General features: G+C 47.4%; 14 protein-coding genes. 5 read left to right on the top strand and 9 right to left on the bottom strand.

Annotation, left to right across the window (positions count from 1 at the left end):
• Positions 1-165: 165 nt before the first annotated feature.
• Positions 166-930, bottom strand: coding sequence for a MerR family transcriptional regulator (locus CEF21_RS07085; protein WP_123914535.1), 765 nt, complete (start codon positions 928-930; stop codon positions 166-168).
• 128 nt (positions 931-1,058) lie between these two features.
• On the opposite strand from CEF21_RS07085, the gene CEF21_RS07080 reads away from it, so the two are divergent.
• On the top strand, positions 1,059-1,448 hold the full coding sequence (locus CEF21_RS07080) for a DUF1761 family protein (RefSeq protein WP_123914533.1): 390 nt from the start codon (positions 1,059-1,061) through the stop codon (positions 1,446-1,448).
• A 41-nt stretch (positions 1,449-1,489) separates the two neighbouring features.
• On the opposite strand, the gene CEF21_RS07075 is transcribed toward CEF21_RS07080, so the two are convergent.
• The 3 genes from CEF21_RS07075 to CEF21_RS07065 all read right to left on the bottom strand — a co-directional run bounded on the left by CEF21_RS07075 (position 1,490) and on the right by CEF21_RS07065 (position 2,738).
• Positions 1,490-2,134, bottom strand: coding sequence for a hypothetical protein (locus CEF21_RS07075; protein ID WP_123914531.1), 645 nt, complete (start codon positions 2,132-2,134; stop codon positions 1,490-1,492).
• Positions 2,135-2,184: 50 nt separating this feature from the next.
• A complete protein-coding gene (locus CEF21_RS07070; protein ID WP_123914529.1) occupies positions 2,185-2,391 on the bottom strand; it encodes a DUF5316 family protein in 207 nt (68 codons plus the stop codon).
• A gap of 65 nt (positions 2,392-2,456) precedes the next feature.
• Positions 2,457-2,738: a GNAT family N-acetyltransferase gene (locus CEF21_RS07065; RefSeq protein WP_346773371.1), complete on the bottom strand. Its 282-nt coding sequence runs from the start codon at positions 2,736-2,738 to the stop codon at positions 2,457-2,459.
• A gap of 181 nt (positions 2,739-2,919) precedes the next feature.
• Between CEF21_RS07065 and CEF21_RS07060 the strand changes: the two genes are divergently transcribed.
• Positions 2,920-3,357: a YoqH family protein gene (locus CEF21_RS07060; protein ID WP_123914527.1), complete on the top strand. Its 438-nt coding sequence runs from the start codon at positions 2,920-2,922 to the stop codon at positions 3,355-3,357.
• On the opposite strand, the gene CEF21_RS07055 is transcribed toward CEF21_RS07060, so the two are convergent.
• Both CEF21_RS07055 and CEF21_RS07050 read right to left on the bottom strand, forming a co-directional pair.
• Positions 3,354-3,824, bottom strand: a complete 471-nt coding sequence (locus CEF21_RS07055; RefSeq protein ID WP_164462113.1) for a PH domain-containing protein — start codon at positions 3,822-3,824, stop codon at positions 3,354-3,356. The two genes, CEF21_RS07060 and CEF21_RS07055, sit on opposite strands and share 4 nt — an antisense overlap.
• Before the next feature lie 17 nt (positions 3,825-3,841).
• Positions 3,842-4,033 (bottom strand): hypothetical protein, encoded by a 192-nt coding sequence (locus CEF21_RS07050; RefSeq protein WP_123914522.1) that lies wholly within the window; start codon positions 4,031-4,033, stop codon positions 3,842-3,844.
• Between the two features lie 229 nt (positions 4,034-4,262).
• Here CEF21_RS07050 and CEF21_RS07045 point away from each other — a divergent pair, with 229 nt between their 5' ends.
• Positions 4,263-5,213 carry a hypothetical protein gene (locus CEF21_RS07045; protein WP_241156844.1) on the top strand — a complete coding sequence of 317 codons (951 nt, stop codon included), beginning with the start codon at positions 4,263-4,265 and terminating at the stop codon, positions 5,211-5,213.
• Positions 5,214-5,270: 57 nt separating this feature from the next.
• On the opposite strand, the gene CEF21_RS21215 is transcribed toward CEF21_RS07045, so the two are convergent.
• Complete coding sequence (locus CEF21_RS21215) at positions 5,271-5,417, bottom strand: hypothetical protein (RefSeq protein WP_164462112.1); 147 nt, start codon at positions 5,415-5,417, stop codon at positions 5,271-5,273.
• Between the two features lie 122 nt (positions 5,418-5,539).
• On the opposite strand from CEF21_RS21215, the gene CEF21_RS07040 reads away from it, so the two are divergent.
• The gene (locus CEF21_RS07040) at positions 5,540-6,697 is read left to right on the top strand and encodes a beta-ketoacyl synthase N-terminal-like domain-containing protein (protein WP_123914518.1); all 1,158 of its coding nucleotides are present in this window, start codon (positions 5,540-5,542) and stop codon (positions 6,695-6,697) included.
• Positions 6,697-8,436: an ATP-binding protein gene (locus CEF21_RS07035; RefSeq protein ID WP_123914516.1), complete on the top strand. Its 1,740-nt coding sequence runs from the start codon at positions 6,697-6,699 to the stop codon at positions 8,434-8,436. The genes CEF21_RS07040 and CEF21_RS07035 overlap by 1 nt, the downstream gene beginning before the upstream one ends.
• Positions 8,437-8,550: 114 nt before the next feature.
• Here CEF21_RS07035 and CEF21_RS07030 read toward each other — a convergent pair whose 3' ends face one another.
• Both CEF21_RS07030 and CEF21_RS07025 read right to left on the bottom strand, forming a co-directional pair.
• The gene (locus CEF21_RS07030) at positions 8,551-12,546 is read right to left on the bottom strand and encodes a beta strand repeat-containing protein (protein ID WP_241156781.1); all 3,996 of its coding nucleotides are present in this window, start codon (positions 12,544-12,546) and stop codon (positions 8,551-8,553) included.
• A gap of 187 nt (positions 12,547-12,733) precedes the next feature.
• Entirely contained in the window at positions 12,734-13,369 is a 636-nt protein-coding gene (locus CEF21_RS07025) for a 4'-phosphopantetheinyl transferase family protein (protein ID WP_164462111.1), read from the bottom strand.
• Between the last annotated feature and the right edge of the window lie 7 nt (positions 13,370-13,376).

Genomic DNA, 13,376 nt, shown 5'->3' with positions numbered 1-13,376 from the left:
GACTCCACCTTGAATTGCTGACTCCACCCTGAATTGCAGACTCCACCTTGAATTGCAGACTCCACCTTGAATTGCTGACTTACCATCCTCAATCGCTGACTTCTAACTACGAATTGCTGGCTCCACCTAAAGATGCACGAAGTCATCACTTCGTGCATCCAAATCTTACTTTTTCTGACCCGTATAAACATGTATCGCGTCCCTCAAAAATTCAGCGAGTCCGGTCTGCTGCTCATCGTAGTAAGCCTTGAACCGTTCATCTTCCGTGTACATATCAGCAAGTCCTGCATGGGCTTCTTTGCTGTATTCCGGCCAATAATGGCTCAGCCACTGCTTATGCAAATCTGCTGCTTTTTGAGCAGCGGATCCCGCTGGGTCGCCTGTTATAAAGGCTTCCGCCAAAACGGATTTCATCTCCTGCTCTAGTTTCACCGCTGCTTCATGCTGCTCTTTAGTCATGTTTTGAAAGGTTTCATTGGAACGGTCGACGGTTTCATCCCCATATCGGCTGCGGATTTCCTTTCCGTATTTCACCTCATTTTCCTCAAGCTTTGCTTTCTTAAATCCTTCGAACTTTTCCAGATCCTGCATATCCATTGTCCCTTCGCTTGCTGAAATGGTCTTCTCAACATTTGCGATCAGCAAATCAAGCTGCTTTCGCCTCTCCAGGAGTTTTTCACGATGTTCGATCAGCGCCTTCCCCCCGCTGAAACCGGGATCATCCAGAATTTCCCGTATGTATTCCAGGGCCACCCCAAGCTCCCGGTAGAAGAGGATCTGCTGCAGCCGATCCACTTCCGCTGTACCATAAATCCGATACCCCGATGCATTCATTCTTACCGGCTTTAGAATGCCAATTTCATCGTAATATCGAAGGGTCCTGGCCGTAACCCCTGCCAGTTTAGCGAGCTTTTGCACCGTATATTCCATCGTTCTTCCCTCCTGTTGAATTCAGATTACACGTTGACGCTGCGTAAAGGTCAATAGGTGTTTTTAAAAAAATGTAGAGATTCCCAATCGAAATCTTCATAATGGAAAAGAATGAAAGGAGAATTAACATGCTAATTGATTGGACTCATATCCATTATGTATCCGTACTTGCAGGTGCTGTCCTCTATATCCTTTATGGCGGCATGTATTATTCTATTTTGCTTAAGGAAAAGGGAGAATTCTCGAAGAACGAGACCCGGGGCCCAATAAAGTATGCGGTCTCAGTTGTTATTGCTTTTATCAGTTCGTTCTTAACCGCCATCCTTGTTCAGTCCATTTGGACCGGCAGTCTGCTGACCGGATTGGGAATCGGCTTCATCATCGGCCTTCTCATCTCTCTTGTTTATGTAAAGAATTCCTTATTTGGTTTAATGAGCAGAAAAGCGATGTTCATTGCCATTGGAGATCATCTCGTGATTTTCACCCTGCTCGGCGGGCTGCACGGACTGCTGAACTGAAAAGGAAGGGATTCGCACGGAAGCGAATCCCTTCTTAAACATTACTGATGACTCGTTATATCCTTAACTGCTGCATGAATTTGGTTTGTTTTACCCTTGATTCCCTGCTGATCCAATAAATCAGTCATTCGATTAAGATGTTCCTGATCCTCAATCACTACATAATGATCCTGGCTGAATTTATTTTTCCGTCTGATTGATAGTTTATAGGACATGTTAAGACGGCTGTGGAGCCCGTAAAGGGGATGAGGAAGAGTAATTCTCTCGATTTCATACTCCTTGATGTTCTTGAAAGGATAGAAGATGCCGTCCAGGACAATTCCCGACTGCAAAATAAACAGGTTCCCTCTGTGCTTAACGAGATTCATGACGATAAGAACCATGTACACCAAATTTAAAAAGGAAAACTCAAGCCAATCTGTAAAAAAAACCATCCACATCAGACCCAGCATCATGATAAAAGCAGCCGCAGTCCCCCATTTCACCATCTGATAGGACCTGGCATTTTGTGAAATGGGCTCCATCTCTTTCCATTCTCCAGGGATCAAGATGCTGCTGTACTCGTCCTTTGTTGTGGGATAGACGGCTTGCTTGGAAAGATCAACCGCATTCTTCACATTGTTCCGATGCTTTATAAGATAATACACCCCGCCGAGGAACAAAAGGACATATAAAACATTCAGCAAACCCCTCACTTCTTTCTGCACTTATTGCTCTTACCCGTTCATACGTTCTTTTACAAATACCAGATCAATCCCGATATCCCCAAACAAATGATTCCCGCCAATCCAGAATACATAGCCACTCTCGTTTTCGTATTCCGGTGTTCCTTCGTCTCAGAAAAGAAATTCGCTCTTTGCCGATCTCCATGCACCCAGGCTCCAATAGCCATTCCAGAAATGATGATGCAGACAATTCCCGCATATAAAAAGAATTGGGTCATATAGAACATCCTCTCTTTGGTTTTAGTAATTATACGTTCCAAAAAGGAATAAGTTTCCACCCGACCTAATTTCTTCTCCAAACCCCTCCTGAACAAAGCGTGAATCCGCAGCATTTATAAAATTCTTCATGCTCAGCACGAAAGGTGAGCGTCACGATTTCCAATCCGCTTCTCTCTGATCCTAGTAGCAAAGCTTTTACAATTTGTCCTCCTATTCCATGCCTTTCGTAATCAGGATGGACTAATAGATCTTCCATGTATCCGTGCTGCAGCCCTGCGCCTGCCACATATCCAAATCCAATCAGTTCTCCTGCATCATTTTTCACACCTGCCCAAAATTGCAGCAATCAAATAAAGCCGGATAGGCTTGCTTCCGCGCCTCCCATCCGTTCAGTTCTCTTAATTCCGGAACCTCTTTTTCAGAGAGCTACAAATTGATGACTTTATGCAGCACATCATCCCTCCTATTCAAAATAAATTTAGCGAGGCAGGGAAAGCTATTGAAAACCATACGAAAGAGAGAGCAATATGAAAATTTCCCTTTCCCTTATTTTTCTGCTTACTATTTTTAGCCATCCCTCGAAAACGAAAGCGATCCATATTCCCTGCAGTTTTCTCCTGGAATCGCCGGCACTGGCCAATGCAAAAGGAACCGCTCTTATGTATAAAGTGAAACTTTCTCCAAGCTTTCCAAGAACAAGCCTGAGCATCCATGCTGTCCATTTGCCGGCTCCTGGTTCGTACGGAAGCTTTGACAGCTATGAAGGGTATGCCTATATTCCGAATGAAATCAGCTGGCATTTCAGGCTTTATCCCACTTCCGGCATCGATCCAATATGGTCGGGTAAAATTGACTCCATCACAGCAAGATTGGATAACATTGTAGCAGAAGTCCGCCCCTTCAACTCAAAATCAGGCAAGCCGGGACCGCCAATCCTCACCGGCCACACCAATTCCTGCCATTAAACACGTCCAAGCAGGCTCAAAATCTTATCTTCCTCTATAACCGCCTGCGGGCAATGCTTTCTAAGCTCTTTAAGAAACTGCTCCGGATTCTCCGGTGTAATTTTTACACTTCCAAGGGACGCAGACCGGTAGGACAAATCAATGGCGTATCTGGATGAAACGAGCCGGTAGCCTGTATAAATATCGCGGGTCGGAGCGGCCCGTGTAATCTCTTCGTATGGAATTTTGCTTTTTAAAGGGCCTCCCTTAACCGTCAGAAAGCCTGGATGAAAAGTATATTCTAACGATGCAATCGACCAGATGAAAAACAGCACAACTGCCAGGAAAATTCCTGCTTCGATTAAATAGACGATTGGCCCGGCCGATGAATCGAAAAACAGCGGAACAAATAAAACGAGTCCCACAAAAATGGCTGTACACACCATGATTTTTATAAAAAACGAGTCGAGTTTTGAACGGAATACCACAGACTTTCGCTCCTCTCCTAATTGGCCATCATAATAAAAGCTTCTGTCTTTTGAAGAAGCCCATTCCATTCTTTCATCACCTGCATCTGCTGCTCATGATCATGGTAAGCCTGGAGCCGTTCCGCTCTTGCTTCATAGCGCCGATATGCCTTCACTCCAAACACGATGGCTGTCGCAGACACCCAGGCAAGCGGCAAAAACATGCTCAAAGTAATGGGGAATCACATCCCACTCCCCCTCTTACGTTTTTCCATCATTATGATTCACCATTGTAAATTAAACCCATTGTCTTCACAAGAAATTTCCATCAAATCCAATTCTTAAGACTTATTCAAAAAGCTGATAAAAAATAGGTCATTTAACACATGTTGAATCAATTAATCATCCCTATAATTAGTTCGATTGATAGAATTCTAGGGGGAAAAAAACTTGAAAAAAATGATGTTAACAGGTATCACTTCAGCTATGCTTCTCACATCCTTTGCAGCTGTTGCAGCACCCGCACCATTCGCTTCAGCCGCAGTAACATCTCAAAGCCAGGAAGCTGTGAAACAAGGGGAGCTTCTATTAAAGAAACTGTCCGTTTACAAGCGAACTGTATCAGCAGGAAACATTGACGAAATTGATGACCTTTATGATGGGATAACAAAGCAATTGTCCATCACGGAAAAGAGCATTGGAAAAGTATCCGGCGCAGCCAACCGCAAGCTTCTTATTACGAAATACGCCGTACCTGCTAAAGTAGAAGTGGAAAGAACCATCTATGAAGTGTCACAGCTTCGTTTGCTCTATACAATCTTAAACGGTTTGGATTCAGAAGAAGACTATCCGTACGATGCAGATATGGCCAAGCTTGAGCGCATGAAAAAACGGGCAGCGGCCATTAAACAAGCAGGAGGATATCAGGCATTGCCTGCTTCCATCAACCTGGATCTCCGCAAGCTTGAAGCTTTAACAGCAGGTTACAATCTATCCATTTATGATTACACGGTGGATGAATATACAGGGGCCGACCCGGACATATATACAGCAGACGAGTTCTACGATGATCTGACTCGCTACCTGAAGCAAACGGAAATAAAAATCGGTCAAGTTGCTGAGAAATCATATCGCACAGAGCTGTTAAACGAATTTGTGGCTCCTGCAAAAGTGACGGTTGAACGCACAAAATACGAGATTTCAGAGCTTCGCTTAATGAACAGCGTTTCTGCGCTGATCGATGAAGGAAAAATGGAAGAAGCCAAGACTCTTTTCAGCAAGCTTGAAGGCTTGAAATCACGTGCGGCAGCTATCAAAGAAGCAGGCGGCTATAGAAAGCTTTCAAAAGCCATTTATGATGAACTGCTCGCTTATGAAAGTGACTTGAAAAAGGATCTTGGGTTAAATTAAGAAGCAATGGAACAAGGTGCACAACCGAATTCAATATGCAAAAGGGGCTGAAAAGTCTCATTCACTATAAACAGGGAGACGCAGCTCAAGCGTTTCCCTGTTTTTGTTTGCAGGATCCACCCGGCTGATTGCGGGTTCATGAACAGCAGTCGTTTCTGGACCACCTCCAAAATGCAGACAGGTTAAGACTTTTACAAAACTCAAGAGCTCTCCCCCCGTATACTCAGCGTTCCGTTTCATTCGTGATAAATGTACTATAAATCTACCAACAGACCTCGGATAAATAGTAAAATAGATACAATCCATGTCGAAGGGTAGCGATTAAAGTGAAAAATGTCATTACAGGATGCGGAATTATTGGTCCGTCTTTTTCTGCAGTTAACCGCTTTTCTGAAATATTATTTAATGGGGAATGTGTTGTTAAAAAGAGAGTTTTTAATAATGAATCGTATTACATAGGAGAAGTTGAGGAAGACACGATTTCAGACATAGGACAGAAAGAAAAAAAGAGATATCCGAAGCAACTGCGAATGCTCCTGCACGCTTGTAAACAGGCGGTTGAAGAAGCCGAAATTCACTTAAATGGGTACCGCACTGCGGTCATTGTCGGGACTTCGGCCGGCCAGATCTCAGAAATTGAGAGAAACGCCTTAGCTTCCGGTTCTTGTGAAAAACGGTCTCCCTATTCTATAGGGAATATGAATAGCCATTCTCTCTCAACCAGCATTAATGCGGCATACGGATTAAACGGGATGTCTTTTACACTATCCAATAGCTGCACATCCAGCCTTGATGCTCTTCATCTCGCAGATATATTATTAACAGCGAATCAAGTGGATCTCTGTATAGTGGGAGGTGTCGATTCCCCAATTTGCCAAACCGTACTGGATGGCTTCTCACCGCTTAAAGTCTTACAAAATGGCAGGGAGTATTCCGGTCCCTTTTCAAATGGGAAAGGCTTTTCTATGTCTGAAGGGGCAGGAGTCATCATTGCAGAACGTTTTGATATAGCAAATAAAAGGCGGGCTAAGTCCATAGGAGTGATAGAATCTGTATGCATGACGCAAGATGCCGTTTCCCCTTACCTAAGTGATCCAACGGGAAACTTATTGCTGCAGGCAGTAGACCACTGCCTTCTATCAGGATTTCCATCCTATATCAATAGCCAGGCCCTCGGGATATTAGAAAATGATAGAATAGAAGAGATGATTTACCAGAAAAGATTTTTAAATGCGGGTATTCCCCTCACCTCGATCAAGGGAATGGTTGGCCATTCTATGGGGGCTTCGGGGATATTTCAGTTGATTTCAAGCTTGATCAGTATGAAGGAAAACTTCATTCCTCCTACGATTCCTGCATGTATATCAAATGATTTGCCCATAAGCACTTCGGTTTTAAGCAGAGACGTTCAAAGCGTACTGATTACTGCCCATGGATATGGCGGCAATAACTGTGCCGCCCTCATTTCAAAAGGAGATACATAATGGAATTTATCCTGTTATTTGCAATTTCTTTGATTCCTCTGACCATATCATTTACGATCCTTTATTTTGCAAACGGTGTTCTGACCAGGGCTCTTTCCCTTTTTTTGCTTATGCTTTCCTTTTGGCAAATTGATATATCCGTTTTATATGCCTATGATTTATTAAACCTTGCCATGATCGATTTCATTTTTCGGGCATTTAGGGCGGGACCTGTTTTTATCATGCCAATTGTTTATTTCTTTGCCTATCAAATTGTGAAAGAGAACCGTATTTCTTCCTTTATTGCCCTGTTTGTGAATAAAGCCGGACTTGTTCTCGTAACGTCTTTCAGTACTTTAGTCTATCTTATTAATTATACAAACTATGGAATTCAATCGTACGCTTCCGATCAGGCAAAGACATTTGATTTGCCTCACTGGTTTCCCGTGTATGGTGAATACAGCATTCTTTTTAAAATCAATGTGCTGTTCGTCTTTATTAATACGTTCCTGCTTCTGATTGCGACGATAAAAGTCAAAAATCAGGTTGAAAGAAGCTTTTATTTTAAACTGGTCATTGCGGCTCTTATTATATTTTTAAATGGGCTTTTAAGCGGCTTTTCATTTATCCCCCTGTTTTTCTCAAGTTTAAATTCCATTTTTGCCACCGTTTTATTATTTGTCAGTTTCTTCAAAATGCAATCCAAACGTATAACGTTTGTTAACAGAAAGCTATCCAGACAAAGCAGTTTGCTTGAGTCCATCATGGATATTAGCCCAAATTGCATCATTGTAAAGAATAGACGGGATATCATTGTCCGGGTTAATGACACATTTTGCGATATTTTCCAGGTCTCAAGGGACGAGCTGATTGGCAGCCCCTATTATGCAATGGCCGCCAAGCATCATTTCACGGAAGCTGAGCAGGAAGCGCAGCAATCCATAACAGAATATCGGGGCAGGGCCCGCTGGATTCAGTGGGAAGTGAAAAGAATTTTGGAAGATCAAGGGGAAATTTATACTCTATACTTTGGAATTGACATTACGGAGCAAAAACAAAACGAACAAATCCTCCTTTCTTCAGAAAAATTAAAGGTCCTGGGAGAAATGGCTGCAAGTGTCGCACACGAAATCCGCAATCCATTAACGACAATCCGGGGATTTATCCAATTACTTAAAGAAAGAAATACCCAATCCAATTTTGAACATATCATATTGGATGAAATCGACCGGATCAATCAAGTTTTAAAAGAGTTATTGGTTTTAGCCAAGCCAGAAGCAAAACAAAAATTAGATGCTGCGCAGTCCCCTGCAAATGTCCTGGAGGAAATAAAAAACCTCCATCTCCTGACTGGTCCATTGGCCATTGAGGAAAACAAAGAAATGAAGATGGAAAACCGTCTATCGGGATCTGCTGCAGCCTACATGCATAAAGATTATTTCAAACAGGTTTTCATCAATTTAATAAAAAACAGCCTTGAAGCAACGTCAGAAAAAGGGAAAATTAAAATTATTCTGGATGACACTCCCTCACAGATCCGAGTACGGGTAATCGATAATGGAATTGGAATGAGCAAGGACCTTCTCGAAAAAATTGGAGAGCCCTACTATACAAATAAAGAGAAAGGAACAGGTATTGGATTAACCATTTGTTTTAAGCTGATTAGAGAAAATAATGGAACCCTCACTGTAAAAAGTAAAAGCAAGATGGGAACAGCCATTACAGTCTGTATTCCGAAAGCACCTCAGGTTCTCTCTTAAAGAGCGGGTATGATGAATAACGATTACAGACCTGTTATGGATGGATTTGACTTGCACTAGGAATAAAATAATAAAGAAGCACGGCTTTTTATGCCAATGCTTCTTTTTTTTCGGTTAAAACTTGATTAAATTTAAATTTCTGTTTACAGCTATCCCGGTATTTACATTATTTATTGCCGTCACGATCACTCTTAGGTCATATATAGCTCCAGGGTCAGCAGCGGGAGCAGTATCTACATAAGTGTTGGAAACGTCATATCTTCGATTTCCGGCATTAAAAGTGGCTTGATTCAAAGTTCTAGTCGAAATTAAGACTCCGCTTCGGTAAATTCTGAATTCTGCAGTGAAGCCGCCCGCATCCGAAGTTGAGACTTCAAAACCTAAACCAAAATCTATTTTAATATTTTGCCCTGCAGTTACAGGAGTTGTCACACTCGCCACTGTGACCAGGTTGTTTAGCGGTGGATACACGGAAATACTCCCATTATTATTACTAAATGCCAGGGAACCGGCTCCTGATGCTCCGGTTGCTCCGGTTGGACCTGTATTTCCCTGGATTCCCGTCGCACCAGTCAGACCGGTGGTCCCCTGCGTTCCCGTTGCTCCAGTTGGGCCGGCGGTCCCCTGAGTTCCCGTTGCTCCAGTTGGGCCGGCGATTCCCTGATTCCCAGTTGCTCCGGTCGGGCCGGCAATTCCCTGAGTTCCCGTTGCTCCAGTTGGGCCGGCAATTCCCTGAGTTCCCGTTGCTCCGGTCGGGCCGGCGGTCCCCTGAGTTCCCGTTGCTCCAGTTGGGCCGGCGGTCCCCTGAGTTCCCGTTGCTCCGGTCGGGCCGGCGATTCCCTGAGTTCCCGTTGCTCCGGTCGGGCCGGCGGTCCCCTGAGTTCCCGTTGCTCCTGTCGGGCCGGCGGTCCCCTGAGTTCCCGATGCTCCGGTCGGGCCGGCGGTCCCCTGAGTTCCCGTTGCTCCGGTCGGGCCGGCAATTCCCTGAGTTCCCGTTGCTCCAGTTGGGCCGGCGATTCCCTGAATTCCCGTTGCTCCGGTCGGGCCGGCGGTCCCCTGAGTTCCCGTTGCTCCGGTCGGGCCGGCAATTCCCTGAGTTCCCGTTGCTCCGGTCGGGCCGGCAGTTCCCTGGAATCCTGTTGGTCCTGTTACTCCTGGTAAGCCGTCAACCCCTGTTGGGCCGGTTGGTCCTGGGGTTCCCGGTATACCGACTGATCCCGTTGGACCAGTTGCCCCCGGTAACCCTTCTGATCCGGTTGCGCCTGTCGCTCCTGGTGTTCCCGGTAAACCGTCTGATCCGGTTGGGCCCGTTGCTCCTGGTGTTCCCGGCAAGCCATCTGATCCAGTCGGGCCCGTTGTTCCTGGGGTTCCTGGGGTTCCCGGTATACCGTCTGATCCGGTTGGACCGGTTGCCCCTGGTGTTCCCGGTATACCGTCTGATCCGGTTGGACCGGTTGTTCCTGGTGCTCCCGGTACTCCATCTGCTCCCGTTGGACCGGTTGTTCCTGGTGCTCCCGGTACTCCATCTGCTCCCGTTGGACCGGTTGTTCCTGGTGCTCCCGCCAACCCATCTGCTCCTGTCGGGCCCGTTGCTCCTGGTATTCCCGGTAAACCGTCTGATCCAGTAGGGCCCGTTGCCCCTGGGGTTCCCGGTAAACCGTCTGCTCCCGTTGGACCGGTTGTTCCTGGTGCTCCCGGCACTCCATCTGCTCCCGTTTGACCGGGTGCTCCTGGTGTTCCGGGTAAGCCATCTGATCCTGTTGCGCCCGTTGCTCCTGGGGTTCCCGGTAAACCGTCTGATCCTGTTGGGCCCGTTGTTCCTGGTGCTCCCGCCAACCCATCTGCTCCTGTCGGGCCCGTTGCTCCTGGTATTCCCGGTAACCCGTCTGATCCAGTAGGGCCCGTTGCCCCTGGGGTTCCCGGTAACCCGTCTGCTCCTGTTGGACCGGTTGTTCCTGGTGCTCCCGGTACTCCATCTGCTCCCGTTGGACCGGTTGTTCCAGGTGCTCCCGGCAAGCCAGCTAACCCCGTCGGACCGGTTGCTCCCGCTGCTCCCTGTAAACCGTCTGCTCCCGTTGGACCGGTTGATCCTGGTAACCCATCAGACCCCGTTGGACCCGTTGTTCCTGGTGCTCCCGCCAACCCATCTGCTCCTGTCGGGCCCGTTGCTCCTGGTGTTCCCGGCAAGCCAGCTAATCCCGTCGAACCTGTTGCTCCCGCTGCTCCCGGTAAACCGTCTGCTCCCGTTGGACCGGTTGTTCCCGGTAAACCATCTGATCCCGTTGGGCCGGTTGATCCTGGGGTTCCCGGTAAACCATCTGCTCCTGTTGGGCCAGTTGATCCTGGTGCTCCCGGTATTCCATCAGACCCCGTTGGACCCGTTGCTCCTGCGGTTCCTGGTAAACCATCTGATCCAGTCGGGCCCGTTGCCCCTGATGCCCCCGGCAATCCATCTGCCCCCGTTGGACCCGTTGCCCCCGGCAATCCATCTGCCCCCGTTGGACCCGTTGCCCCCGGCAATCCATCTGCCCCCGTTGGACCCGTTGCTCCCGGTACGCCTTCTGCTCCCGTTGGACCGGTTGTTCCTGGTGCTCCCGGTACTCCATCTGCTCCCGTTGGACCGGTTGATCCTGCTAACCCATCAGACCCCGTTGGACCCGTTGTTCCTGGTGCTCCCGCCAACCCATCTGCTCCTGTCGGGCCCGTTGCTCCTGGTGTTCCCGGCAAGCCAGCTAATCCCGTCGGACCGGTTGCTCCCGCTGCTCCCGGTAAACCGTCTGCTCCCGTTGGACCGGTTGTTCCCGGTAAACCATCTGATCCCGTTGGGCCGGTTGATCCTGGGGTTCCCGGTAAACCGTCTGCTCCCGTTGGACCGGTTGTTCCCGGTAAACCATCTGATCCCGTTGGGCCGGTTGATCCTGGGGTTCCCGGTAAACCATCTGCTCCTGTTGGGCCAGTTGATCCTGGTGCTCCCGGTATTCCATCAGACCCCGTTGGACCCGTTGCTCCTGGGGTTCCCGGTAAACCGTCTGATCCTGTTGGACCGGTTGCCCCCGGTAATCCGTCTGATCCCGTTGAACCGGTTGTTCCTGGTGCTCCCGGTACTCCATCTGCTCCCGTTGGACCCGTTGCTCCTGGGGTTCCCGGTAAACCGTCTGATCCTGTTGGACCGGTTGCCCCCGGTAATCCGTCTGCTCCCGTTGGACCGGTTGTTCCTGGTGCTCCCGGTACTCCATCTGCTCCCGTTGAACCGGTTGCTCCTGGGGTTCCAGGTAATCCGTCTGCTCCCGTTGGACCGGTTGGCCCCGCTTCTCCTGGTAAACCATCTAATCCAGTCGGGCCCGTTGCTCCTGGGGTTCCTACTCCTGTTGGACCAGTTGCTCCTGCTTCCCCAGGCAATCCATCTACTCCCGTTGGACCCGTCGCCCCTGGTTCTCCCGGTAACCCATCTGCTCCTGTTGGACCAGTTGCTCCCGCTGCTCCCGGTATTCCATCTAATCCCGTTGGGCCGGTTGCTCCTGGAGTTCCCGGTAACCCATCTGCTCCTGTTGGACCGGTTCCTCCCGCCGCCCCCGGCAACCCATCTGCTCCGGTAGGACCAGTTGCTCCCGCTGCTCCCGGTACGCCATCTGCTCCGGTAGGACCGGTTGCTCCTACTGCCCCAGGCAATCCATCTGCTCCTGTTGGACCGGTTGTCCCTGGTAACCCATCAGACCCCGTTGGACCGGTCGGACCGGTCTCCCCAGTGTTTACTTCATCTGCTCCCAGTAATTCAGCTGAAACAATTCGCTGCGAAGCTGAGATTTCACCATTTTCATTTAGTCCCCAAACAGATATTTGAAGAGAATCCTCCGCGGCACCACCGGTAGTGAACAAAAATTCATACCCATCAAAATCAGTAAAATACAATTTAGTAATCACTTCATTAGATTTTACTTCAAACAGTTCACTGATATATAGCGTCCTCAAGCCATTTAAAATAAAACCCTGCACCAAAACCTCGGCATTTTCCAAAGAATCCGTGTTATCAATTTTCACCACCGTCTGTACACTGGGCCTTCTGCCGCCTGCAGCGTGATTCTCTATTGGACCTGTTGAACGTACAGCCAACTCCATTCCCTCCTTTACAAACAAATTTCACAACACCATCTGTCATCTTTGTAAATTATTCATTCAACAAATGAATCATGATGGTATAGTCTCCTTATCCAAAATCAAAGCAAATCCATAGAGGAATCTACCAAATAAAAAAAACCACTTCTGAACAATGTCATTCAGAAGCGGTCTTTGTTTTGAGTTATTCCATTATTGAACAGCTGGTCTGCAGCGCCTTTTTCGATCTTACTCCTTCTGTGCAAACTGCCCCCTGGTATCCGGAAACGGGTTCAAATAAATAGAAATCAAGAGCCCGATTTGCAGCGCCTCTTATTTCTATTACTTCGGTGAACCGTTCATTCAGGATAAACGTGATAGATGCAGGATCATATTCTAAAAAACCAGTTCCCTGAAGCTTCACATAAGCTTCTTTAAGTGTCCAGATGACAAACAAGTAGTGTACTTTTTTATCCGCGCTCAGCTTCCGGTATAAATTGATTTCTTCCCCGGAAAAAATCAATTCAGCCACTGCCTCCGGAACAGCCGTCCTTTTTTGAACATCTGCTCCGATTCTGTTATATGCTGCACCCGATAAGGCTACATTTCCTGAATGGGAAAGACTGATGTTTCCGTGCCAGTTTTTAATGAACGGTCTTCCTCTTTCATCCTTGGCTATTTCGGCATTAAAAAGCGATGCATTTTCTTTCAAGTTTTCTTTAACCGCCAGATAAGCCATAAGAGCCCTGGTCTGGTCCGGGAAATGTTGATATTTGCGAATTTCTTTTTGCTCCTCAGGAGAAAAAGCTTCGATTAGATCTGAAAATTTTTCCGGTGACATTGGCTGA

This window comes from Bacillus sp. FJAT-42376, from assembly GCF_003816055.1.
Classification (GTDB): domain Bacteria; phylum Bacillota; class Bacilli; order Bacillales; family Bacillaceae; genus Metabacillus_B.
The sequence above is the reverse complement of the archived record's forward strand: the minus strand, read 5'-3'. Positions and strand labels throughout refer to the sequence as shown.

Bases quoted from the DNA above. Each gene is read 5' to 3' on its own strand.
- CEF21_RS07045 (WP_241156844.1), top strand. From the start codon at position 4,263: ATGATGTTAACAGGTATCACTTCAGCTATGCTTCTCACATCCTTTGCA.
- CEF21_RS07060 (WP_123914527.1), top strand. From the start codon at position 2,920: ATGAAAATTTCCCTTTCCCTTATTTTTCTGCTTACTATTTTTAGCCAT.
- CEF21_RS07035 (WP_123914516.1), top strand. From the start codon at position 6,697: ATGGAATTTATCCTGTTATTTGCAATTTCTTTGATTCCTCTGACCATA.
- CEF21_RS07025 (WP_164462111.1), bottom strand. From the start codon at position 13,369: ATGTCACCGGAAAAATTTTCAGATCTAATCGAAGCTTTTTCTCCTGAG.
- CEF21_RS07080 (WP_123914533.1), top strand. From the start codon at position 1,059: ATGCTAATTGATTGGACTCATATCCATTATGTATCCGTACTTGCAGGT.
- CEF21_RS07085 (WP_123914535.1), bottom strand. From the start codon at position 930: ATGGAATATACGGTGCAAAAGCTCGCTAAACTGGCAGGGGTTACGGCC.
- CEF21_RS07070 (WP_123914529.1), bottom strand. From the start codon at position 2,391: ATGACCCAATTCTTTTTATATGCGGGAATTGTCTGCATCATCATTTCT.